The 23,164-nt window shown below is 73.9% G+C and carries 21 protein-coding genes; 4 read left to right on the top strand and 17 right to left on the bottom strand.

The window, feature by feature from the left end; all coding sequences use genetic code 11:
- Positions 1-43: 43 nt before the first annotated feature.
- The 9 genes from ACFCLZ_RS22220 to ACFCLZ_RS22180 form a co-directional block, all read right to left on the bottom strand.
- Positions 44-1,600, bottom strand: a complete 1,557-nt coding sequence (locus tag ACFCLZ_RS22220; RefSeq protein ID WP_380278578.1) for a NuoM family protein — start codon at positions 1,598-1,600, stop codon at positions 44-46.
- 218 nt (positions 1,601-1,818) lie between these two features.
- On the bottom strand, positions 1,819-3,840 hold the full coding sequence (locus tag ACFCLZ_RS22215; protein ID WP_380278576.1) for an NADH-quinone oxidoreductase subunit L: 2,022 nt from the start codon (positions 3,838-3,840) through the stop codon (positions 1,819-1,821).
- Entirely contained in the window at positions 3,837-4,214 is a 378-nt protein-coding gene (nuoK, locus tag ACFCLZ_RS22210) for an NADH-quinone oxidoreductase subunit NuoK (protein WP_380278574.1), read from the bottom strand. The genes ACFCLZ_RS22215 and nuoK overlap by 4 nt, the downstream gene beginning before the upstream one ends.
- Positions 4,214-4,927, bottom strand: coding sequence for an NADH-quinone oxidoreductase subunit J (locus ACFCLZ_RS22205; RefSeq protein ID WP_380278572.1), 714 nt, complete (start codon positions 4,925-4,927; stop codon positions 4,214-4,216). The genes nuoK and ACFCLZ_RS22205 overlap by 1 nt, the downstream gene beginning before the upstream one ends.
- Positions 4,924-5,493, bottom strand: a complete 570-nt coding sequence (locus ACFCLZ_RS22200) for a NuoI/complex I 23 kDa subunit family protein (protein ID WP_380278570.1) — start codon at positions 5,491-5,493, stop codon at positions 4,924-4,926. The genes ACFCLZ_RS22205 and ACFCLZ_RS22200 overlap by 4 nt, the downstream gene beginning before the upstream one ends.
- On the bottom strand, positions 5,490-6,449 hold the full coding sequence (nuoH, locus tag ACFCLZ_RS22195; protein WP_380278568.1) for an NADH-quinone oxidoreductase subunit NuoH: 960 nt from the start codon (positions 6,447-6,449) through the stop codon (positions 5,490-5,492). Before nuoH ends, ACFCLZ_RS22200 begins: the two co-directional genes overlap by 4 nt.
- Positions 6,446-7,522 (bottom strand): NADH-quinone oxidoreductase subunit C, encoded by a 1,077-nt coding sequence (locus ACFCLZ_RS22190; protein ID WP_380278566.1) that lies wholly within the window; start codon positions 7,520-7,522, stop codon positions 6,446-6,448. The genes nuoH and ACFCLZ_RS22190 overlap by 4 nt, the downstream gene beginning before the upstream one ends.
- Positions 7,519-8,217: an NADH-quinone oxidoreductase subunit B gene (locus ACFCLZ_RS22185; RefSeq protein WP_380278564.1), complete on the bottom strand. Its 699-nt coding sequence runs from the start codon at positions 8,215-8,217 to the stop codon at positions 7,519-7,521. The genes ACFCLZ_RS22190 and ACFCLZ_RS22185 overlap by 4 nt, the downstream gene beginning before the upstream one ends.
- Positions 8,208-8,624 carry an NADH-quinone oxidoreductase subunit A gene (locus tag ACFCLZ_RS22180; RefSeq protein WP_380278562.1) on the bottom strand — a complete coding sequence of 139 codons (417 nt, stop codon included), beginning with the start codon at positions 8,622-8,624 and terminating at the stop codon, positions 8,208-8,210. Before ACFCLZ_RS22180 ends, ACFCLZ_RS22185 begins: the two co-directional genes overlap by 10 nt.
- A 412-nt stretch (positions 8,625-9,036) precedes the next feature.
- Here ACFCLZ_RS22180 and ACFCLZ_RS22175 point away from each other — a divergent pair, with 412 nt between their 5' ends.
- A complete protein-coding gene (locus ACFCLZ_RS22175) occupies positions 9,037-10,176 on the top strand; it encodes a sensor histidine kinase (protein ID WP_380286240.1) in 1,140 nt (379 codons plus the stop codon).
- Positions 10,177-10,263: 87 nt separating this feature from the next.
- On the opposite strand, the gene ACFCLZ_RS22170 is transcribed toward ACFCLZ_RS22175, so the two are convergent.
- Positions 10,264-11,394, bottom strand: a complete 1,131-nt coding sequence (locus ACFCLZ_RS22170) for a S1C family serine protease (RefSeq protein ID WP_380286239.1) — start codon at positions 11,392-11,394, stop codon at positions 10,264-10,266.
- Positions 11,395-11,555: 161 nt separating this feature from the next.
- Here ACFCLZ_RS22170 and galE point away from each other — a divergent pair, with 161 nt between their 5' ends.
- On the top strand, positions 11,556-12,563 hold the full coding sequence (galE, locus tag ACFCLZ_RS22165) for a UDP-glucose 4-epimerase GalE (protein ID WP_380278560.1): 1,008 nt from the start codon (positions 11,556-11,558) through the stop codon (positions 12,561-12,563).
- A gap of 29 nt (positions 12,564-12,592) precedes the next feature.
- Here galE and ACFCLZ_RS22160 read toward each other — a convergent pair whose 3' ends face one another.
- Positions 12,593-14,962, bottom strand: coding sequence for a PQQ-binding-like beta-propeller repeat protein (locus ACFCLZ_RS22160; protein ID WP_380286238.1), 2,370 nt, complete (start codon positions 14,960-14,962; stop codon positions 12,593-12,595).
- Between the two features lie 457 nt (positions 14,963-15,419).
- Between ACFCLZ_RS22160 and ACFCLZ_RS22155 the strand changes: the two genes are divergently transcribed.
- A complete protein-coding gene (locus tag ACFCLZ_RS22155; RefSeq protein WP_030304705.1) occupies positions 15,420-16,067 on the top strand; it encodes a TetR family transcriptional regulator in 648 nt (215 codons plus the stop codon).
- A 267-nt stretch (positions 16,068-16,334) separates the two neighbouring features.
- Here the strand turns inward: ACFCLZ_RS22155 and ACFCLZ_RS22150 are convergent, their stop codons facing one another.
- From ACFCLZ_RS22150 to ACFCLZ_RS22125, 6 genes are all read right to left on the bottom strand, one after another.
- Complete coding sequence (locus ACFCLZ_RS22150) at positions 16,335-17,279, bottom strand: beta-ketoacyl-ACP synthase III (RefSeq protein ID WP_380278558.1); 945 nt, start codon at positions 17,277-17,279, stop codon at positions 16,335-16,337.
- A 161-nt stretch (positions 17,280-17,440) separates the two neighbouring features.
- Complete coding sequence (locus ACFCLZ_RS22145; protein ID WP_380278556.1) at positions 17,441-18,643, bottom strand: L,D-transpeptidase family protein; 1,203 nt, start codon at positions 18,641-18,643, stop codon at positions 17,441-17,443.
- A gap of 121 nt (positions 18,644-18,764) precedes the next feature.
- Positions 18,765-19,928, bottom strand: a complete 1,164-nt coding sequence (mqnE, locus tag ACFCLZ_RS22140) for an aminofutalosine synthase MqnE (RefSeq protein WP_380278554.1) — start codon at positions 19,926-19,928, stop codon at positions 18,765-18,767.
- A 92-nt stretch (positions 19,929-20,020) separates the two neighbouring features.
- Entirely contained in the window at positions 20,021-20,983 is a 963-nt protein-coding gene (locus ACFCLZ_RS22135) for a threonine/serine dehydratase (RefSeq protein ID WP_380278552.1), read from the bottom strand.
- Positions 20,984-21,003: 20 nt separating this feature from the next.
- Complete coding sequence (locus ACFCLZ_RS22130; protein ID WP_380278550.1) at positions 21,004-21,465, bottom strand: Lrp/AsnC family transcriptional regulator; 462 nt, start codon at positions 21,463-21,465, stop codon at positions 21,004-21,006.
- A gap of 129 nt (positions 21,466-21,594) precedes the next feature.
- Positions 21,595-22,329 carry a UbiX family flavin prenyltransferase gene (locus tag ACFCLZ_RS22125; RefSeq protein ID WP_380278548.1) on the bottom strand — a complete coding sequence of 245 codons (735 nt, stop codon included), beginning with the start codon at positions 22,327-22,329 and terminating at the stop codon, positions 21,595-21,597.
- Between the two features lie 67 nt (positions 22,330-22,396).
- On the opposite strand from ACFCLZ_RS22125, the gene ACFCLZ_RS22120 reads away from it, so the two are divergent.
- On the top strand, positions 22,397-23,137 hold the full coding sequence (locus ACFCLZ_RS22120) for a cyclase family protein (protein ID WP_380278546.1): 741 nt from the start codon (positions 22,397-22,399) through the stop codon (positions 23,135-23,137).
- Positions 23,138-23,164: the final 27 nt, after the last annotated feature.

The following is a 23,164-nucleotide window of genomic DNA, read 5'->3' as shown; positions in this document are numbered from 1 at the left end:
GTCTGCCCCGTGGAGTGAGGTCCGAGTGCGGTGCCGAGCATGATCAGCCACCCCCGAGGAGGTGTTTGACGGCGGGGTCGGAGAGGCCGAGCAGCAACGCGGGCCAGAGACCGGCGAGCAGGGTGAGGGCGGCCAGCGGCGTCCAGCTGACGGCCTCGTACGGGCGCAGGTCGGCGAGCTCGGGCACCGGGGCGGGCTGCTTCGGGTCGCCCATGCAGACGCGCTTGACCACGATCAGCAGGTACGCGGCGGTGAGGAGGGTGCCGAGGCCGGCCAGGACCATGTAGGTGACGAACGCGGGGCGCGAGAGGCCGTCGGCCGGGTCGAACGCGCCGAACATCGCGAGCAGCTCGCCCCAGAAGCCGGCCAGGCCGGGCAGGCCGAGGCTGGCGACGGCGGCGAAGGCGAGCAGCGCGCCGAGCCGGGGTGCCCGTCCGTAGAGGGCGGCGCCGGTGGCGCCGGAGAGGGTGTCGAGGTCCGCCGTGCCGTAGCGGTCCTTGAGCGCTCCGACGACGAAGAACAGCAGGCCGGTGATCAGGCCGTGCGCGATGTTGGCGAACAGCGCGCCGTTGACGCCGACCGGGGTGAGGGAGGCGATGCCCAGCAGGACGAAGCCCATGTGGCCGACGGAGGAGAAGGCGATCAGGCGCTTGAGGTCGCCCTTGGCGCCACGGCGCGAGAGCGCGAGGCAGGCCAGTGAGCCGTAGACGATGCCGACGGCGGCGAACGCGCCCAGGTAGGGGGCGAGCGTCGTGGTGCCGTCGGGGACGACCGGGAGGAGGACGCGGACCAGGCCGTAGGTGCCCATCTTCAGCAGCACGCCGGCGAGCAGCACGGAGCCGACGGTCGGGGCCGCCGTGTGCGCGTCGGGGAGCCAGCTGTGCAGCGGCCAGGCGGGGGCCTTGACCGCGAGCCCGACCATGATCGCCAGCGCGGCGATCACCTGGGTGGAGTGGCTCAGGCCGGAGCCGTGGGCGGCGGCGAGGGCCTGCATGTCGAAGGTGCCCGCCTTGCCGCCGATCAGCAGGAAGCCGAGCAGCATCACGGCCGAGCCGAGCAGCGTGTACAGGATGAACCGGTTGGCGGCCGGCACCTTCGCCCCGCTGCCCCAGCGGGCGATCAGGAAGTACATCGGGATCAGCACGATCTCGAAGGCCAGGAAGAAGAGCAGGAGGTCCAGCACCGCGAAGGTGGCGAGCATGCCGACTTCGAGGAGGAGGAACAGCCCGACGAAGGCCCGGGCCGAAGGCACTCCTGCGCCGGACGGCAGCCGCCGCTCGGAGTACAGCGCGCAGAGGAAGGTGAGCAGCGAGGTCAGGACGATCAGCGGCAGCGAGATGCCGTCCACGCCGAGGTGGAGGCGCACGCCGATGGCCGGGATCCAGGACACATCGGTGGTGGCCTGCATCCGGGCGGGCTCGTCGTGGTCGAAGCCGGCGGCCAGGACGACGGTGAGCACCAGGACGGCGCCGGTCACCACGGTGCTGAAGCGCAGCGCGCGGCGGTCGGCGGCGGCCGGGTCGGCGCCGAACACCGGGGCCAGGGTGAGCGCGGCGCCGAGCAGCGGCAGCACCAGGAGGGCGATGAGGACCGCGTTCATCGGGGGCTCCTAGGGCGTGTCTTGTGGCTCAGGTCGGATGAGGCCGCGGCGTCAGGGTGCGTGCATCGCAAGGCGGAGGAGGGAGTCCATGCGGAGCATCGGCGACCGACGACAACGCGGCGAGGTGCGTGCCCTGACACTGCGGCCCCGGGCTGAGCCACAAGACACGCCCTGACAACAACCACGACAGCGGACGGGGAGGGGAGGTACGGCATCGGCTACACCGCCACCAGGACGGCCAGCAGGACGACGCCGGCGAGCAGCGCGCTGAGGTAGGTCTGCGCGTTGCCGGTCTGGGCGAGCCGCACGGCGCGGCCGAGCAGGCCCGCCCCGGCGCCGGCGCCGCGCACGTACGTCTCCACGACCTCGCGGTCGAGGAAGCGGACGAGCCCGGCGGCGGCCTCGACCGGGCGGACGAACAGCGCGCCGTAGAGCCGGTCGACGCCGAAGCCGTGCCGGGCCGGGCCGAACAGCGGGCCGAGCAGGGCGCGTCCGGGGTCGGCGACGGCCACCTCGGCGGCCGGGGCCTCGGCCTGCCCGGGCACCCGGGCGGTGGCGGAGCGCCAGGCCCCGTAGGCCAGCAGCGCGCCGACCACGGCGAGGCCGGTGCCGATGACGGCGGTGACCGCGGAGGGCCGCAGCGAGCCGCCGTCCAGCAGCGCGGGCAGCCAGTCCGAGCGCAGGCCGGTGACGCCGAAGCCCATGGTCGGCACGGCCAGCACCCACAGCGGCCAGCGCATCGCGGGCGGCTCGGCGACGGCCGGGTCGGCCTCGTCGGGCTCGGGCGAGTACGGCGCGCCGGCCTCGTGGTCGGCGACGACCGTGCCCCGGTCGTCGGCGGTCAGCACCACGGGCGCCGCCGCGGCCGCGCCCGCCGGGCTGTGGAAGGCGACCAGGAACAGCCGGGCCGCGTACGCCGCCGTGAGCAGCGCGGTGAGTCCGGCCGAGATCAGCACGATCCAGCCGGCCGCCTGCGGCACCGCCGAGGCGGGGCCGACGCCGTTGGTCAGCGCCTCGCCGTTGGCGGCGTGCTCGGCGGCGGTCAGCACCGCCTCCTTGCTGAAGAAGCCGGCGAACGGCGGCAGGCCGACCAGGGCGACCAGCGCGATGCCCATCGTCCAGTAGGCGTCCGGGACGCGCTTGCGCAGCCCGGGGATCCGGGACATCGCGGAGATCGAGTTGGTGTGCGCGGCGTGGATCACCACACCGGCCGCGAGGAACAGCAGCGCCTTGAACGCGCCGTGGCTGACCAGGTGGAAGACCGACGCCTCACGGTCGCCGCTGGCCAGCGCGCCGGCCATGTAGCCGAGCTGGCCGACGGTCGAGTAGGCCAGGACCCGCTTGAGGTCGTCCTGGGCGAGCGCACAGAGCGCCGAGCCGATCATCGTCACGGCGGCCATCACCGCCAGCACGACCAGCGCCGCGCCGGAGAGCAGGAAGACCGGCAGCAGCCGGGCCACCAGGTAGATGCCAGCCGCGACCATGGTGGCGGCGTGGATCAGCGCGGAGACCGGCGTCGGGCCGGCCATCGCGTCCGGGAGCCAGGTGTGCAGCGGGAACTGCGCGCTCTTGCCGGCCACCCCGGCCAGCAGCAGCAGCGCGACCAGCGTCGGATGGCCGAGCCGCCCCTCGGTGGCGGCCCGCAGCACGTCCTCGATCCGGAAGCTCCCGGCGTCGGCGCCGAGCAGGAAGACGCCGAACAGGAACGGCACGTCGCCGAGCTTGGTGACCAGGAAGGCCTTGAGCGAGGCGGAGCGGGCGTCCTCGGTCTCCCAGTGGTGGCCGATCAGGAAGTACGAGCAGATGCCCATGACCTCCCAGCCGACCAGCAGCACGACCAGGTCGCCGGAGTAGACGACCAGGAACATCGCCGCCGTGAACAGCGAGACCAGCGCCGCGTACGAGGGGTAGCGCGGATCGTCCTTGAGGTACGCGGTCGAGTACACCTGCACGCAGGTGGCGACCAGGCCGACCAGCACCGAGATCAGCGAGGTGAAGCCGTCCAGGTGGATCGCGAGCGCGATGTCCGGGCCGCCGGTCGGGGTGAGCCGGGTGGCGGCGTCCAGCGTCCGGCCGGTGCCGAGCTGGAGCGCGACGACCAGCGCGAGCACCGCCGAGACGGCCACCGGCACGATCGCCAGCGGCCGGGCGAGGCCGGGTGCGCGCCGGCCGGCGGCCAGGGTGGCCGCCGCGCCGAGCGCGGGCAGCGCGGGAACGAGGGCGGGCAGGGCGAGGTTCATGCGGTGGCCCGGCCCTTCAGCGCCTCGGCTCCGGCCGGCGCCTCCTCGGGATCGGCGGTGGACTCGGCCGGATCGCCGAGCGCGGTGGCCCGGTCGACGTCCGCGGTGCCCCGGGCCCGGAACAGCAGCAGGACGATGGCGAGCCCGAGGCCGATCTCGGCGGCGGCGACGGTGATGGTGAACAGGGTCAGCGCCTGCCCGGCGTGCAGCGAGTCGCGCAGCCAGGCGTCGAAGGCGACGAGGTTGAGGTTGACGGCGTTGAGCATCAGCTCGACGGACATCAGCACCAGGATGACGTTGCGCCGGGCGAGCACGCCGTAGACGCCGACGCCGAACAGCAGCGCGGCGAGGACGACGGGGTAGGCGAGGTGCATCAGCCCTCCTGCTCGGTGGTGGTCGGCGCGGGCGAGGCCTCGGGCCCGGCCACCGGCCCGGCCTTGGGCGCGGTCCGGGCGACCGGGCTGTTGGAGCCCACCGGCCGCCCGGCCCGGATCCGCCCGGCCCGGGGCGCCGGCACCCGCCGGCCGTTGCCGCGCGACAGCACGATCGCGCCGACCAGCGCGGCCAGCAGCAGCACCGAGAGCGCCTCGAAGGGCAGCACCCAGGTCCGGAACAGGCTCGCGCCGATCACCGCCGCCGAGCCGCCGCCCGCGCCGAGGTCGATCCAGGACGTCCGGAAGGCGTCCACGACCAGCGTCACCAGCGTTCCGGCCGTGGCCAGCGCGACCACCAGGGCGACCCAGCGGTTCTTGGAGTCGGCGTCCGGCGAGCGCCCGATCGGCGCCTTGGTGAGCATCAGCCCGAACAGCACCAGCACGACCACCGAGCCGAGGTAGATCAGCACCTGCACCCAGGCGATGAACTCGGCGGTGAGCAGCAGGAACTCCACCGCCAGACCGCCGAGCGCGACCACCAGCCAGAGCGCGGCGTGCACCAGCTGCCGGGTGGTGACGGCGACCAGGGCCGAGCCGAGCACGGCGATGCCGACCAGCAGGAAGACGATCTCCACCCCGGTCGGGGAGAGGAACGAGCGCGCGGCCGGGTCCAGCGACCCGGTCGCGGCGAGCAGGGTGGCGGTGCCCCTCACGCGTCACCACCGTCCTGCGCCGGCTCCGCTTCCTGCGCCGCCTTGGCCGCGGCGGCCAGCTTGTCGGCGGCCTTGCGCGCGGTGGCGACCTCCTTGGGCTCCTCGGCCGCCGGGTCCAGCGCCGGCGGCACCGGCACCGTCCACATCCACTCCCGCAGCCGGTCCCGCTCGTGGGTCAGCTCCAGGATGTCGGTCTCCGCGTACTCGAACTCGGGCGACCAGAACAGCGCGTCGAACGGGCACACCTCGATGCAGATCCCGCAGTACATGCAGAGCGAGAAGTCGATGGCGAAGCGGTCCAGCACGTTGCGGGTGCGGGCGCGCGCGTTCGGGTCGGCGGCCGGCAGCGTCTCCTTGTGGGAGTCGATGTAGATGCACCAGTCCGGGCACTCACGGGCGCAGAGCATGCAGACCGTGCAGTTCTCCTCCAGCAGCGCGATCACGCCGCGCGACCGCGGCGGGAGGACCGGCTGCACGTCGGGGTACTGCGCGGTGATGCTCTTCTTCGTCATCGTCCGCAGGGTGACGGCCAGGCCCTTGGCCAGGCCCGCACCGGGGAAACTCATGAGATCGCCACCTTGATGATGCCGGTGAGGGCCAGCTGGACGAGGGCGAGCGGGATCAGCACCGTCCACGCGAAGCGCATCAGCTGGTCCTCGCGCAGCCGGGGGTAGGTGACCCGCAGCCAGATCACCACGAAGGCCAGCGCGAAGGTCTTCAGCAGGGTCCACAGCCAGCCGAGCTGGTCCGGCAGCGGGCCGTGCCAGCCGCCGAGGAACAGCACCGCGGTCAGCGCGGAGACCACCAGGATGCCCGCGTACTCGGAGAGCAGGAACAGCGCGAAGCGCAGACCGGTGTACTCGGTGTACGCGCCGAAGATGATCTCGGAGTCGGCGATCGGCATGTCGAACGGCGGGCGCTGCAGCTCGGCCAGGCCGGCCGTGAAGAACACGAACCCGCCGATCAGCTGCCACGGGATCCAGTACCACTGCCAGGCGTCCATGATCCCGGGCAGCGAGAGCGTTCCGGCGGCCATCGCCACGGAGGCGGCGGCGAGCACCATCGGCAGCTCGTAGGACATCAGCTGCGCGGCCGTCCGCAGACCGCCGAGCAGCGAGAACTTGTTGGCCGAGGCCCAGCCGGCCATCAGCTTGCCGATCACGCCGACGCCCATGACGGCCAGCACGAAGAACAGGCCGGCGTCCACCGCCTGCCCGACGAAGCCGCCCGGTCCGACCGGGATCGCCAGCAGCACCAGCAGGTACGGCAGCAGCGAGACGGCGGGTGCCAGCTGGAAGATCCGCCGGTCCGCGCCGGACGGGACGATGTCCTCCTTCTGGACGAACTTCACGCCGTCCGCGATCAGCTGCGCCCAGCCGTGGAAACCGCCGGCGTACATCGGGCCGAGGCGGCCCTGCATGTGCGCCATCACCTTGTGCTCGGTCTGGCCGATGACCAGGGGGAGGGTGAGGAAGACGACCAGCGTGGCGACGCAGCGCAGCACCGTGTCGAACAGGTTCACGCGCCGTCTCCGTCCTGGCCGGCCGACTCGGCCGGCGGCTTGCTCGTCTTCTCCTCGGCGGGGGGCTCCTCGGCGGGGGCTTCCTCGGCGGCGGGTTCCCCGGCGGCCGGCTTCCCGGGCTCGTCGTGGGCCGGCACCGGGTTGTGCCACGGCGCGTCGGAGGACTGCGTCCGGGCGGGCGCCGCGGCGGCCTCGTCGGGCGCCTGGCTCACCGATCCCTCGGAGACCGAACGCGTCCGCCGCGGCCGGTCGGCCCGCACCGCGGGCGTCCCCTCCGCCGCAGCGCCCTCGGCCGGAGCACCCTCCGCCGCAGCGGCGTCCGCCTGGCTCGCCGACCCCGCGGAGACCGACCTGGTCCGCCGCGGCCGGTCGGCCCGCACCGCGGCGGCGCCCTCGGCACCGGCGGCACCGGCCGCACCCGCCGCACCCGCCGCACGCGGCGTGCGGGCCGCACCGGCGGCCCCGGCCGCCCGGGCCCCGCGCGCCGGCCGCTCGGCGACCGGCGGCAGGGTGCCCTTGAGCGGCCCCCACTCGTTCGGGTCCGGCACCCCGGCCGGCTGCATCTTGCGCCGCGCCGGCCCGTCGCCGTGGTCGGACTCGCCCGGCTCCTTGGCACCCGGCCAGGCCTTGGCGACCCGGGCCGCGAGCACGAACTCCTTGCGCAGCGGGTGGCCCTCGAAGCCGTCCGGCAGCAGCAGGGTGATCAGGTGGGGGTGCCCGGTGAAGTCGATGCCGAACATCTCGTGCGTCTCGCGCTCGTGCCAGGCGGCCCCGGCGTACACGGGGACGGCGGTCGGCAGCGCGGCCGCGTCGCGCGGCACCCGGGTGCGCAGCGCCAGGTGGCGCACGCCCGGGGCGTCGACGGCGGCGAGGTGGGCGACCACCGAGAAGCCCTCGGCGAGCTCGTCGACGGCGCTGAGCCAGTCGAAGAAGGTGAGGCCCAGGGTGTCCCGGGCGGCGGTGAGCGCCTCGGTCCAGTGCTCCGCCGGCACGTCGACGGTGATCAGCCCGTACGCCTCGGCGCCGGTCGCCCACTCCCCGACCGACGCCGCGTACTGCTCGGCCGTGGTCACGAGGCCCCTCCCTCGACGGAACCGGAACCGGCGGCACCGGCAGCACCGGTGGCACCGGCGGCGCCCTCGGCACCGGGCCCGGGCACCGGCGGACGCCGCAGCGCCGCCGCGGGCGCGGTGTAGCGGCCGGGCAGCGACTCGGCGGCGATCTTCTCCTGGAGCTTGAGGATGCCCTGGAGCAGCGCCTCCGGGCGCGGCGGGCACCCGGGCACGTAGACGTCGACCGGGATGATCTGGTCGACGCCCTTGGTCACGGAGTAGGAGTCCCAGTAGGGCCCGCCGGAGTTGGAGCAGGCGCCGAAGGAGATGACGTACTTCGGCTCGGGCATCTGCTCGTAGAGGCGCTTGACGGCGGGCGCCATCTTGTCGGTCACCGTCCCCGAGACGATCATCAGATCGGCCTGTCGGGGGCCCGGCGCGAACGGGATGACGCCCATCCGGATGAAGTCGTGCTTGGCCATCGAGGCCGCGATGAACTCGATCGCGCAGCAGGCCAGGCCGAAGTTGAAGCACCACAGGCTGTAGCGCCGCCCCCAGTTGAGGACGACCTTCACCGGGTCCGGCGCCAGCCGGGCCAGCGGGCCGATGCCGCGCCGCTCGACGGCGGCACCGGGGCTCGACGGGTCCGGCACGCCCAGTGGAACCGGGCCGCCAAAGGCGCCGTGCCCGTGCGAGTGGGTGTGCGTCACGTCCATTCCAGAACGCCCTTCTTCCAGGCGTAGAGCAGTCCGACCGCGAGGAAGCCGATGAAGACGAACATCTCGACCAGCGTTCCGGCCCCGTACCCGGCGGAGGCGAAGACGGTCGCCCACGGGAACAGGTAGATCGCGTCGACCGCGAAGATCACGTACAGGAAGGCGTAGACGTAGTAGCGGACCTGGGTGTGCGCCCAGTCCTCCCCCACCGGGTCCACGCCGCACTCGTAGGCGAGGAGCTTCTCCGGCGAGTACACCACCGGCCGCAGCAGGCGGTTCGCGGTGAACGCCACCGCCACGAAGAGCACGCCGACGACGGCGAGCAGGCCGACCGCCGCGTACGCGTCGAAGTAGCCGCTGCCGGCCGCCGGGTCGGCCGCGACCGAAGCCGCCTGCTGCCCCACCATGCCCTCGCCTCCACATCGGCCGCGGAACCCTCCTTCAAGGAGGTTCTACGACAATCCTTTACGCACTCATAACCATCGCCAAGGCGTGAGTCTAAGTGCACGGCACCGGTGCCCCGCATCCTGCCCGCTCCGCAAGACACCCGATGGACAGCCGGTGGACACCCGGCGCCCCGCGCCGTCACCCCGCGGACACCGGCGGGCGAAGACGGGCGAAGACGGGCAACGGCGGGCGGCCCCGTCCGGGGTGGGGATAACCCCCGACCGGGGAGACGTATCACCCCCATGGCCCCACCCGCCCGTGACCAGCCAAGCTAAGGACCACAGCTCGACCGGAAAAGGACGGTAGACCGAGATGAAGCGAACGGACGGCACGGCCGAGGGGGCCGGGCACACCTCGCTGTACGGCGCGCGGATGTGGCGGCAGGCCGGGCGGTTGTTGCTGAACCTGCCGCTCGGCATCGCCGGCTTCCTCTTCACGGTCGCCACGCTGTCGATCGGCCTGGCCCTCTCGGTCACCGTCGTCGGCCTGCCGCTGCTGGCCGCCGGCCTGGCCGGCTGCCGGTCGATGAGCGGCTTCGCCCGCCGCCGGGCCCGGGCGCTGTACGGCGCCGAGGTGCACGAGCCGGAGCCGGTGCAGCGCCGCCGGCCGGGCATCACCGGCTACGCGATCGCCCACCTGACCGACGCGCTCTCCTGGCGCTCGGCCCTCTACAACGTGCTGATGCTGCCCTGGGGCGTGCTGAGCTTCGCGCTGACCACGGTCTTCGTGCTGGTCGGCTGGCCGCTCCTGCCCTGGGCGGTCCGCGCCCAGTCGGCGGTGGACCGGATGCTGGTGGAGATCCTGCTCTACCCGGGCGCCCTGTCCGAGCGGGTCCGCGAGCTGGAGGACGACCGCGGCACCGTGGTCGACACCGCCGCCGCCGACCTGCGCCGGATCGAGCGCGACCTGCACGACGGCGCCCAGGCCCGGCTGGTGGCGCTGGCGATGGACCTCGGCATGGCCAAGGAGCGGCTGCGGGAGACCGAGACGCCCGAGGACGTGGCGGCCGCCGCGAAGATGGTCGACAACGCCCACGGCGAGGTGAAGCTGGCCCTCCAGGAGCTGCGCGACCTGGCCCGGGGCATCCACCCGGCGGTGCTCACCGACCGCGGCCTGGACGCGGCGCTCTCCTCGGTGGCGGCGCGCTGCACGGTGCCGGAGGGGGTCAAGGTGAACGTCGACCTGAAGGCCCGGGACGGCAGCGCCGACCGGCCGGACTCGGCGGTGGAGGGCATCGCCTACTTCACGGTCAGCGAGCTGCTGACCAACATCTCCAAGCACTCCGGCGCCCGCTCCGCCACGGTGGACGTCTGGCGGGCCGACGACCAGCTGATGCTGCTGGTCCAGGACAACGGCAAGGGCGGCGCGGCCCCCTACCCGGGCAGCGGCCTGGCCGGACTGGCCGAGCGGATCCGCGCGGTGGACGGGGTGTTCCTGGTGGAGAGCCCGGAGGGCGGGCCGAGCACGGTCACGGTCGAGCTCCCCTGGCGGACCCGCACCGCCCGCCGCTGACGGCGCCCCCCGATCCCGGACGGCGGCCGGCCCCGCGGAACCCTTGCGCGGTTGTGCGGGCCGCCCGCCGTCCGGGGGCTGGTGGGGTCAGGGCGTTTCGAGGCTGCCGAGGGTGACGTCGGCGGTCTTGCTCTGGCCGTCCCGGGTGTAGGTGACGGTCACCTTGCTGCCCGGCGCGAGCGAGGCCAGCGCGGTGGTGAGCGAGTTCAGCGAGTCGACCGCGGTGTCGTCGATCCTGGTGATCACGTCCCCCACCTGGAGGCCCGCCGAGTCGGCCGGGCCGCCGGGCGAGACGGCGACCACCACCGCGCCGGCCGGGCGGAAGTTCTGGTCGAAGAAGGTCCGCGCGGTGATGCCGAGGGCGGCCCGGCCGGAGTTGGTGACCTTGCCGTCCTTGATCAGCTGGTCGGCGATGCTGGTCACGGTGGACGCCGGGATGGCGAAGCCGATGCCCGGGGCGGCGGCGCCGTTGGACTGCGGCTCGGTGGCGGCCAGCGTGTTGATGCCGATCACCTGGCTGTCCAGGTTGACCAGCGCGCCGCCGCTGTTGCCGGGGTTGATCGCGGCCGAGGTCTGCACCATGTTGCCGATGACGGCGCCGGGCGAGCCCTGGGTGGACGGCTCGCTGACGGTCCGGCCGGTGGCCGAGACGATGCCCTGGGTGACGCTGCTGGAGAGCCCGAGCGGGCTGCCCATGGCGAGGGTGATCTGGCCCAGCTCGACCTTGGTGGAGTCGCCGAAGGAGGCCGGCTTGAGACCGTTCGGCGTGCTGCTCAGCTTGATCACCGCGAGGTCGGAGTCCGGGTAGCTGGCGACCAGCGTGGCGTCCAGCGGCTTGGTGCTGCCGGCCAGGGTGACGGTGAAGGTGGTGGCGGTGCCGACCACGTGGGCGTTGGTGACGATGTCGCCCTTGTCGTCGTAGACGATCCCGGAGCCGAGGCCGCTCGCGGTGGTGATCTGCACCACCGAGGGCAGGACGTCCTTGATCACCCGCTGGTAGTCGGACTGGAGCTGGTTGCCGCCGCCCGGCTGGGCGGTGGGGCTGCCGCCGGCCGAGGCGGAGGCGGCCCGGGGGCCGTTCTCCCCCGAGGACGAGTCCGAGGACGAGCCGCTGCTGCACCCGGCCAGCGCGAGCGCGGTCAGCACCGCGACGGCTCCCGGCGCGAGCAGCCGCCCGCCGGACGTCCCGGGCCCGGTCGGACGCGGTCCGGCCGGAATCGGACGGGTGGGCTCCTTCTTGCGGTTCACCGTGACGGCCTCCGGATTCCTCAGCGCGCGGCCACGACGGGCCGCTCGGACGCGACGCAGAGATTTTTGTCAGCATTTCACCTGTATGTCCGAATCTTCGGCTCCGACGCGCAGGCCCTAGGATTTCGGCCATGACTTGGTTGCTCACCGGTGGTGCCGGATACATCGGCAGGCACGTGGTGCAGCAGCTCGTGGCGGCCGGCGAGCGGGTCGTGGTGCTGGACGACCTCAGCACGGCCGCCCCCGGGGCCCGGCTGCCGGACGGCGTCCCGCTGATCGTCGGCTCCACCCTGGACCGGGCGGCCGTCGACGCGGCGCTGCGCGGGCACGAGGTGCGCGGTGTGCTGCACTTCGCCGCCAAGAAGCAGGTCGGCGAGTCGGTCGCGCGCCCGTTCCACTACTACCGGGAGAACCTCACCGGCCTGCAGAACGTGCTGGAGGCGGCCGTCGAGGCCGGGGTGCGGCGCTTCCTGCTCTCCTCCTCCGCCGCCGTCTACGGCATGCCGGACGTCGACCTGGTCACCGAGTCGGCCCCCTGCACGCCGATGAACCCGTACGGGGAGACCAAGCTGGCGGGCGAGTGGCTGGTCTCCTCGGCCGGCCGGGCCCACGGCCTGTCCACCGTCTCGCTGCGCTACTTCAACGTGGCCGGGGCCGCCTCGCCGGAGCTCTCCGACGCGGGCGCCCACAACCTGATCCCGATGGTCTTCGAGCGGCTCACCGCCGGCCGGGCGCCGCAGGTCTTCGGCGCCGACTACCCGACCCCGGACGGCACCTGCGTCCGCGACTTCATCCACGTCTCCGACATCGCCTCGGCGCACGTCGCGGCGGCCCGCCGGCTGGCCGCCGACCCGGCCGGGCGGACCCGGCTGACCCTGAACATCGGGCGCGGCGAGGGCGTCAGCGTCCGGGAGATGCTGGACGTGATCGGCGCGGTCACCGGGTACGACACCACCCCCGAGATCACCGCGCGCCGCCCCGGCGACCCGGCCCGGGTGGTCGCCTCGGCCGAGCTGATCCACCGCGAGCTGGACTGGACCGCCCGGCACGGGGTCGAGGAGATGGTCGCCTCGGCCTGGGAGGGCTGGTGCGCCCGCCACCCCGGCGCCCGCCGTCCCGGGGCCCGCCGCCCGGCCTGACGGACCCCGCCCCGCCCCGGCCCTCCCGCTCAGTGCGAGGGCACCGCCGTGCCGTAGAAGGCGTCCAGCGCGTAGACGCAGCGGTCCCTGCTGCCGACGAAGACCTTCCCGCCGACCGCCACCGGCGAGCCGGTCAGCTCGCCCTTGGTGCCCAGCTCCCAGCGCAGCTGGCCGCTGGCCAGGTCCACGGTGTGCAGCGAGTGGTCCCGGCTGCCCAGGTGGACCAGCCCGTCGGCGACCGCCGGGGAGCCGACGATCTCGCCGCGCGCGGTGTACCGCCAGCGCTCGCGGCCGCTGCCCGCCTCGAACGCGTACAGCACCTCGCCGCTGCCGACCAGCACCATGCCGTCCCCGACCACCACCGGCTCGGCGCCCTGCCGGGTGCCGGTGGCCGCGCGCCAGCGGTCCCGGCCGGTGGCCGCGTCCAGCGCGTAGACGGTGCCGAGGTAGTCGGCGACGTAGACCGCGTCGGCGTCCAGCGCCGGAGGGGTGAACAGCACCACCGGGGCCTCGAACCGCCAGCGCTCGGCGCCGCTCGCCGCGTCCAGCGCGTACACCCGGGTGCCGGCCGTCACGTAGAGCACGCCGGAGCGCTCGACCGGGCGGGAGGGCACGTCCTCGCCGACCTGGACCGACCAGCGCAGGCCCGAGCCGCGCGGGTCCACGCAGCGCAGCCGCCCGCCGCCGTAGTAGTACGCCGCGCCGCCCACCAGGGCAGGGCCGGACTGCGGGTTCTCGAACTCCTGCTGGGCGTCGTCGGCGCGCCAGAGCTCGGCGCCGGTGGCCGACGAGCGCAGCTGGACGCCGCCGCCCCGGACGCCGCAGCAGAGCACCCCGCCGGCCGCGTCCAGCGAGTACACCCAGCCGTCCAGCGAGTGCCGCCAGCGCTCGGTGCCGTCCGCGACGTCCACCGTGTACAGGTGCGGGCCGTCGGCCGCGTGCACCCGGCCGGCGTCGACGGCGAGCGCCCAGGCGACGTCCCGGGTCTTGTAGCGGCGCTGCCCGGACGCGATGTCCAGGGCGTGCACCTCGAAGCTGGAGACGAACAGCGTGCCGGCGGCGACCACCGGGGTGCCCCAGACGTCGTTGGACATCCGGAACCGCCAGGGGCGCCAGCGGGCCGCGCGGGCCGGGGGCGGGGTGATCCGCCGGACCCAGTCGGTCTCGGCGGGCGGCGCGCCCGGGCCGGCCTGCTCGGCGCGCGGCCCCGGCCCTATCCGGACCGAGGCGCCGGGCAGCCGCACCTCGTCGCCCTCCTCGACGACCGGCCGGCGGTGCCGGCTGGGGGCGGCCAGCTTCTCGGTGGCGGCCTCGGTGTCCGGCCCGGGCGGCGCGTGGTGCACCGGCCCGGCGGACGGCGGGGCGTGCCCGGCGACCGCCCGGGTGCGCGGGTCGTCCTGGCCCGGGTGCGGCTGCGGAGCGGGCAGGTGCTGAGCGGGCGGGTGCGGGGCGGGCGGGTGCGGCGGGTGGTGCGGCACGGGCTGCGGCGGGACGGCGGGCGGCGGCTGGCGGCGGCCCCGCTTGCGCTCGATGAGGGCGAGCGCGTCGGGCGGCAGCCAGTCCCCGGCCTCCCCGGAGGCGTCGTCCCGGGAGAACAGGTGCGGGGCCAGCTCGACCTGGATCTGCTCCGGGGTCGGCCGGTGCTCGGGCGCCGGCCGCATGCAGGCGCGCACCAGGTCGGCCAGCTCCGGCGGCAGACCGGAGAGGTCGGGCTGGTCGCGCAGCAGCTGGAAGACCGTCTCCACCGGGTTGGCGCCCCGGTAGGGCGGGTGGCCGGTGGCGCAGAAGACCAGCAGCGACCCGAGCGAGAAGACGTCGCTGGCGCCGGTGACGCCCCGGCTGTCCCGGGCCTGCTCCGGCGACATGTACGCCGGCGTGCCGACCGCGACGTTGGTCATGGTGAGCCGGGTGCTGGAGACCCCGGCGGCGATGCCGAAGTCGATCACCCGGGGGCCGTCCTCGACGACCAGGACGTTGGACGGCTTGAGGTCGCGGTGGACCAGCCCGGCGGCGTGGATGGACTGCAGGGCCTCGGCGATGCCGGCCACCAGCCAGCGCACCGCTCCGGCCGGCAGCGGCCCGCACTCGGTGACCAGGTCCTCCAGGGACGGCGCCGGGACGTACGCGGTGGCCAGCCAGGGCACCCGGGCGTCGGCGTCGGCGTCGACCACGGCCGCCGTGTAGAAGCCGCCGACCGTCTTGGCGGCCTCGATCTCCCGCGCGAACCGGACCCGGAACAGCTCGTCCTCGGCCAGCTCCCCCCGGACGGTCTTGATCGCCACCCGCCGGCCGGACGCGGACCGCGCCAGGTAGACCAGGCCCATGCCGCCCGCCCCGAGCCGCCCCAGCACCTCGAAGGGCCCGATCCGCCTCGGATCGTGCGCCGTCAGCTGGTCCACCCGCTGCCACCTCCCCGTCTTGAGCACCGCCCGCGTGGTGCCGCGCACCCACCGCGTGGTGCCGGACCCGATTCTCCAATGCCGCCCGGCCCATCTCCAACCTCCCCCGCCCAGAGCGCTGTCCGCCCGGCGGGCGGGTCCACTGGCCGATCAGCGGCTCCGGAACGGCCGGATTCTGACGTCCGCTCCGGCTCCGGCTTGCGCCCGACACGCCCGGGAGTGCCACGAGGGGCAGGTCACACTGCCCCGTAGACGGTCACGCTCCGTTACTCGATAACCCCTCAGCGAAGGCTTCGTCACCCTGCGGCGTCGCCGGTGCACGGGGGGGCGTCAAGGGGGGCCGCAGAGGTCGATGAATATCCATCCGAAGGGCCCCGAGCGGCTATACCAACCCCCGTGCGGAGTAATTGTCACATCACCGAATCGCGCCAAGATCGGGCCACGGTAAGCTGACGGCATGACAGGACAAGTTCGCACCGTCGACGGTCGCGTCGCCGGGCGACGCGGACAGGAGACGCGGCAGAAGCTGCTCGACTGCCTCCGCGAGATGCTCAGCACGTCGCCCTATCGGGACGTCAAGGTCATCGACGTCGCCCGTATGGCGGGTACCTCCCCCGCGACCTTCTACCAGTACTTCCCGGATGTCGAGGGCGCCGTCCTCGAAATCGCCGAGGAAATGGCCAAGGACGCCGACACGCTCAAAGAGCTGGTGGCCGGAAAGTCCTGGGCAGGGAAGTCCGGCACGGCCACTTCGGAAGAACTGGTCGACGGATTCCTCGCCTTCTGGCGCAAGAACGACGCCATTCTCCGTGTGGTCACGCTCGGTGCCGCCGAAGGGGACAAGCGGTTCTTCAAGATCCGCATGACCGTCCTCAACGCGGTGGCCAAGCCGCTCACGGAGGCCGTCAAGGAACTCCAGGCGAAGGGCCAGGCCGACAAAACGCTGGATCCGGCCGCCGTCGCCGGGTCGCTGGTCTCGCTGCTCGCCTCGGCGGCCGAGCACCAGAAGGCCTTCACCTCCTGGGGCGTCAAGGTCAAGGACCTCAAGCCCAACCTCGCTCCCCTGGTGTACCTGGGCGTCACCGGCAAGAAGGCGCCCAAGTAGACCGATCCGCTCCGACCCACCTTCCGCTTCGCGCGCGCCCCGGCCTCCTGTCCGGGGTACGACGGACGGCGGCCGTGTCCTCGGGGGAGGTCCGCCGGCGGTCCGCAGCGCGCCACGACATGCCTGTGGGCGGTCACCCGTCGAGGGTGACCGCCCACAGGCATGTCGGCAGGAGCCGGTCGGGCACGGAGCCCCACAGGGGCTCCAGCGGGCCTCAGCGGGCCCCAGAGGCCCCCAGGAGGGCCTCGGCGGGGTCCCGGCAGGGCCTCACGGGCAGCGGACGACCTGTCCGGCGTACGCCAGGCCGCCGCCGAAGCCGAACAGCAGCACCGGGTCGCCGGGCGACAGCTCGCCGCGCTCGACCAGCTTGGAGAAGGCCAGCGGGACGGAGGCCGCCGAGGTGTTGCCGGAGTCCACGACGTCCCGGGCCACCACCGCGTCGGTGACCCCGAGCCGGGCCGCGATCGCGTCGATGATCCGCAGATTGGCCTGGTGCGGCACGAAGCCCTTCAGCTCGGACGGGTCGATCCCGGCCCGCTCGCAGGCCTGCCGGGCCAGCGGGGCGATCTGGGTGGTCGCCCAGCGGAACACCGACTGGCCCTGCTGGCTGATCACCGGGTCCCAGCCGCTGATCACCACGGCGTCGCCCTTCTCCGGCTCCGAGCCCCAGACCACCGGGCCGATCCCCGGCTCGGCGCCCTCCTCCTGGGCCTCGACCAGCGCCGCGCCGGCGCCGTCGCCGAAGATCACGCAGGTCGACCGGTCGGTCCAGTCGAGGGTGTCCGACATCCGCTCCGCGCCGATCACCAGCGCCGTCCGGGCCGCTCCGGCCCGGATCGCGTGGTCGGCGGTGGCCAGCGCGTACGAGAAGCCCGAGCAGACCGTGTTGATGTCGTAGGCGGCCGGCGCGCGCACCCCGAGCCGGGCGGCGACGGCGGCGGCCGTGTTGGGACTGCGTTCCACCGCGGTGCAGGTGGCGACCACGACCAGGTCGACCTCGGACGCCGACCGGCCGCTGTTGGCCAGCGCCTTCTGCGCCGCCTCGGTGGCGAGGTCGACGACGGTCTCGCCCTCCGCGATGTGCCGCGTCCGGATGCCCACCCGGCTGCGGATCCACTCGTCGTCGGTGTCGACCAGCTTCGCCAGGTCGTCGTTGGTGAGGACCTTGGGGGGCTGGTAGTGGCCGAGTGCCACGATGCGCGAACCGCTCATACTGCCACTCAACCCGGTTACCCGCTGGTCAGCGGGTCTCGACCGGCTACAGGATCCGTGCCAGGAAGCTGTAGGAGGCCGACAAGGGCCGTTGCGGCACACGGGCGGCGGAATCCGCCCGGAGGCGGAACTCGAAGGAATTGTCCGGCCCGGCGGGCCGGTCAGACCGCCAGCGAGGCCGCGTCGCCCATCACGATCACCGGGCGGGCGCCCGGGTCCAGGGTGCGGATCAGCTGCGCCATCTTGTCCTCCGGGATGGACACGCAGCCGTGCGTCGGACCGCCGTGGTCGACGTGGATCCAGATCCCGCCGCCCTTGGTCGAGCCGTTCGGACGGCGCGGGTCCAGCGGGGAGTTGCCGGGCACCCGGTTGTAGTCGATCGCGACGACGTAGTCGAAGGAGCCGGCCAGCTGCTCGCCGGCGAAGCCCGTCCCGGAGACCACGAAGGCGGCGTCCTTGTCGTAGGGCAGCCGGCTGCCCGGGTCGGGCTTGCGGCCGCCGGCGTCGGTCAGCGAGAAGACGCCGATCGGGCTGCGCAGGTCGCCCTCGTTGTGGTCGGTGGTCCAGCCCTTGAACGCGTTGTGGCCCTGCCAGCTCTCGCCGCTCAGCCAGTGGCCCTCGGCGGTGCGGGTCCACAGCGTGACGCTGGTCCGGTTGGTGTCCTTGCCCTCGCCGGTGGCCACCACCACCTGGGTGGTGTCGGCGGGTACCCGGCCGGCGAAGCCGGGGCCGAGGCCCGGGATCGCCTCGACCGAGCCGTCGGCGCGGGCCTCGCTGCGACCCGCCGCGGGGGTCTCGGTCTGCCGGGTGTCGGCGGCCTGCGCGGCCGGGGCGGTCGGCGAGGCCTGGTCGGCCACCGGCTGCCCGGCGGGGCGGTCCGGGGTGCCGACGCCCTCGGGGCCGGGGCCGTCGGCGGTGGTCACGCCGGGCTTGGCGGCGTCCTCGCCGACGGTGTACCAGCCGGCGGCGGCCGCCAGCAGCAGGGCGGTGCCGGCGACGGCGGCGCGGCCGGTGCGCTTCTTCTTGGGCTTGCGCCGGTGGCCCCGGGCGGCCGTGCGGCCCCCGGCCGCGGCGGCGGCGGCGCGCCGCTGACCCGGCAGCGGCGCCGGCGACGGCTCCGGTGGGAACTGCGGCCCGGCGGGGTGCGCCTGGAACGGCTGGTCGTACACATCGTGCTCGGCCAGGCTCCGGTAGCCGTACCCGGGCTCCTGCCCCTCGTACAGCGGGCCGTCGTCCTCCTGCTGGCCGCCGTACGGCTGTTGCGGTGCGCCGTAGGGCGGCTGCGGTACCGCGTACGACTGCTGCGGCACCTCGTACACCGGCTCGTACGACGGGTACGGGGAGGTGCGACGGTGACCGGGCATGGGGCCGATCCTGCCAAACGGAGGACGGGTCGCGAAAGCCGGGGTCCTGTGCGGGCCCCGTGAAGAAGCCGCCGCCCGGGCCGCGCTGGGCCCGGGCGGCGGCCCGCGGTCGCGGGACCGGTCAGAGGCGCATCGCCTGCGGGGTCTCCCGGCGGTTCAGGTCGGGGCCGTCGTACTCGCGGATGACCTCGTAGCGGGTGTTGCGCTCCACCGGGCGGAAGCCGGCGTCCCGGATCAGGCCGAGCAGGTCCTCGCGGCCCAGCTTGTTCGGGGTGCCGAAGTTGTCCGCGTCGTGGGTGATCTTGTACTCGACCACCGAGCCGTCCATGTCGTCCGCGCCGTGGCTGAGCGCCAGCTGGGCGGTGGTGACGCCGTGCATCACCCAGAAGACCTTGACGTGCGGCACGTTGTCGAACAGCAGCCGGGAGACCGCGAAGGTCTTCAGCGCCTCGGCGCCGGTGGCCATCTCGGTGCGCGCCATCAGCTTGTTGCGCACCACGCCGTCCTTGGAGTCGTGGAAGTCGTGCTGGTAGCGCAGCGGGATGAAGACCTGGAAGCCGCCGGTCTCGTCCTGCAGCTCGCGCAGCCGCAGCACGTGGTCCACCCGGTGGCGGGGCTCCTCGATGTGGCCGTACAGCATGGTGGCCGGCGTCTTGAGGCCCTTGCTGTGGGCGAGCCGGTGGATCCGCGACCAGTCCTCCCAGTGGGTGTCGTGGTCGACGATGTGCTGGCGGACCTCCCAGTCGAAGATCTCCGCGCCGCCGCCGGTCAGCGACTCCAGGCCGGCGTCGATCAGCTCGTCGAGGATCTCGTCGGCGGGCAGGCCGCTGATCCGCTCGAACCAGTGGATCTCGGTGGCGGTGAAGGCCTTGAGCGAGACGTTCGGCAGCGCCGCCTTCAGCTCCCGCAGCGAGCGCGGGTAGTAGCGCCACGGCAGGGTGGGGTGCAGGCCGTTGACGATGTGCAGCTCGGTGAGGGAGTCGACCTCCATCGCCTTGGCGAGGCGGACGGCCTCCTCGATGCGCATCGTGTAGGCGTCCTTCTCGCCCGGCTTGCGCTGGAACGAGCAGTACGCGCAGGACGCGTTGCACACGTTGGTCATGTTGAGGTGGCGGTTGACGTTGAAGTGGACGACGTCGCCGTTCTTCCGCGTCCGCACGTGGTGGGCGAGGCCTCCCAGCCAGGCCAGGTCGTCGCTCTCGTAGAGCGCGATCCCGTCCTCCCGGGTCAGCCGCTCCCCCGCGTAGACCTTCGCCTCCAGCTCGCGCTTGAGCCCTGCGTCCATGCGGTGCCCCGCCTCCTCCGACTTCGAATCCTTGCCGGAACGAGCGTACGCCCCCGCCGGGGAGGGTTCGCGGGCAGCCGCCCCCGCGCGGGTCAGCCGGCGAGCAGCTCCGCCAGCAGCGCCGGCTCGATGTTTCCGCCGCTCACCACGGCCGCCACGGCCTGCCCGCCGAGCCCGGCGGCCCGGTGGAAGTACGCGGCCGGGGCGACCGCGCCGGACGGCTCGGCGACGATCCGCCCGCGCCGGGCCAGCAGGGCCACCGTGGCGCGGATCTCGTCCTCGGTGACGGTGACGATGTCGTCCACGTAGGCGGTGAGGTGCTCGTACGGCAGCACGCCCACCGAGGGGGTGCGCAGGCCGTCGGCGATCGTCCGGTAGGTGTCGGCGACCGGCCAGGTGATCCGCTCGCCGGCCCGCAGGCTGGCCTGCGCGTCGGCGGCCAGCTCGGGCTCGACGCCGACCACCCGGATGCCCGGGCGGGTCAGCTTGAGCGCGGCCGCGGTGCCGCCGATCAGCCCGCCGCCGCTGACCGGGACGAGCACGGTGTCCAGCTCCGCCGGGGCGTCCTCGGCGATCTCCAGGCCGACCGTGCCCTGGCCCGCGATGATGAACGGGTCGTCGTACGGCGGCACCCAGACGTAGCCGTGCCGCTCGGCCAGTTCGCCGGGCACGGTGTCCCGCTCCTCCGGCGTGACCAGCAGCACCTCGGCGCCGAACGACCGGGTGGCCTCGACCTTGACCGCCGGCGAGGTGTCCGGCATCACGATCACGGCCTTGATCCCGAGCAGCTTCGCGGCGTACGCCACCGCCTGCGCGTGGTTGCCGCTGGACTGGGCGACCACGCCGCGGGCGCGCTCGTCGCCGCTCAGCGCGGCGAGCCGGTTGTACGCCCCGCGGGCCTTGAACGCGCCGGTCGGCTGGAGGTTCTCCGGCTTGAGCCAGAGCCGGCGCTCGCCGTCCGCCGCCCAGGGGGCGGGGACCAGCGGGGTGCGCACCGCGACGCCCGCGATCCGCCGCCGGGCCGCGTGCAGTTCCTCCAGACCGACCAGTGCCATGCCGTCACTTCCCCGGTGCGCTACTCGGCCTCGGCGAGCGGCAGCTCGCTGACCCGGCTCTCCCACTTCGTGGAGAGTACGACGGTCGTCCGGGTGCGGGCCACACCCTTGGTGCCCGAGATCCGCTTCACCGCCGACTCCAGGCCCTGGACGTCCGGCACCCGGACCTTGAGCATGTACGAGTCGTCACCGGCGATGAACCAGCAGTCCTCGACCTCGCCGAGGTCCTTCAGCCGGAACGCGACGTCCTCGTGGTCCGCCGCGTCGGTCAGCTGGAGGCCGATCAGCGCCGTGACCCCGAAACCGAGCGAGGCCGGGTTGACCGTCGCCCGGTAGCCGGTGATGACACCGGCCTGCTCCAGCCGGTTGATGCGGTCCGTGACGCTCGGCCCGGAGAGGCCGACCAGCCGGCCCAACTCGGCGTAGGAGGCGCGGCCGTTCTCCCGCAGCGCCTGGATGAGCTGTCTGTCCACCGTGTCCATATACCGTCCGCGTCCTTCCGAACCTCACCAGACCCACAGATCATTATCCGGATTCAAAGGCGCCGTGCGCGGACCAACCCGGATATCGCAGAGAACATACTCTCCCGTCCTGCGGTATCTCACTCCCCCTCAGGCCGACCGTTCGGTCGCGCGCGCCGCCGCACCCAACTCGCCCTCCCAGCGGCGGTACAGCGTGTGCGGTACGCCGACCGCGTCCAGCACCCGTCCGGCGACGAAACCGACCAGCTCGCCGACGGTGGAGCCGCCGGCGTAGAACCCGGGCGAGGCGGGGAGCACGACGGCGCCCTGCGCGTCCAGCTCCACCAAGTGCTTCAGCGTCACCCCGTTGAGTGGTGTCTCGCGGACGCAGACGACCAGCGGACGCCGCTCCTTGAGGGTGACGCTGGCCACCCGCTGGAGCAGGTCCTTGCTGAGGCCGAGCGCGATCCCGGCCACCGCGCCGGTGGTCGCCGGTACCACCAGCATCCCCTTGGCGGGGTACGAGCCGCTGGACGGGCCCGCCGCGAAGTCCCCCGCCGGCCAGTACCGGACGTCCTCCAGCCCGTCCCCGGACCCGTCCGCCGCGACGCCCGCCGTGCCCGCCGGCCCGCCCGCCGACCCGCTCGCCGACCCGCTCGACGCGAGCCCCAGCCAGGCGGCCAGGTCGGTGCGCCAGTGCGCGTCCCGGAAGGCGATGCCGGTCTCGTCGAGGATCGTCAGCCGGGCCGCACGGCTGACCACCAGGTCGACCGACTCGCCCGCGGCGAGGAGAGCGCGGATCACCGCGGCGGCGTACGGGGTGCCGGACGCGCCGGAGACCCCCACGACCCAGGGACGGCGGACAGGCTGCTCAGGCTTTTCCATAGTGCCTCCTTTCTATCTCCACTCCGCCCCTCACCCCGCCCCGGCCCGCCCTGGGAGGATGGGCGGCATGGCCACCCTCGTCGACCTCACCCACCAGGTGACCACCGCGATGCCGGTCTACCCCGGCGATCCGGCCGTCCTCCTGGAACCCGCCCTCACCACCGCCACCGCCGGGGTGAACGTGCTCGCCCTGCACCTCGGCTCGCAGTCCGGCACCCACGTGGACGCGCCGTACCACGTCGACGTCACCTGGCCGACGCTGGACGGCCTGCCGCTGGAGCGGTTCACCGGGGCGGCGGTCATCGCCGACCTGCGCGGACTGGAGCCGCGCGCCGCGATCACCGCCGAGCAGCTCGCGCCCGCGCTGGAGCGGGCCGGCGAGGGCACCGTCCTGCTGCTCGCCACCGGCTGGACCCGGCACTGGGGCACCGACGCCTACCTCGCCCACCCGAGCCTGACCGCGCGGGCCGCCGAGGCGATCGTCGCCGCCGGGGTGCGCACGGTCGGGGTGGACGCGCTCAGCGTCGACCCGACGCCCGACCCGGGCCCGGGCGACCCGGCGGTCGCCGCGCTGCTCGCCGACCTCACCGACGAGCACGACCGGCCGACCGCCGAGGAGCCCACGCTTGCGGCCCACCGGGTGCTGCTCGGGGCGCCGGGCGGCGGGGTGATCGCGGAGAACCTGACCGATCTGCGGCCGCTGCTGGCGGCGCAGGAGGACGGCCGGCCGGTCGAGGTGTCGCTCTTCCCGCTGCGGCTGGTGGCGGCGGACGGGGCCCCGGTGCGGGCGGTCGCCCGGCTGGGGTGAGCCGCCGGGACGCCCCCCTTGCCACAC

The sequence above is a fragment of the Kitasatospora purpeofusca genome (assembly GCF_042691725.1).
GTDB lineage: Bacteria > Actinomycetota > Actinomycetes > Streptomycetales > Streptomycetaceae > Kitasatospora > Kitasatospora purpeofusca_B.
This window is presented reverse-complemented; position numbering and strand designations above follow the sequence as displayed.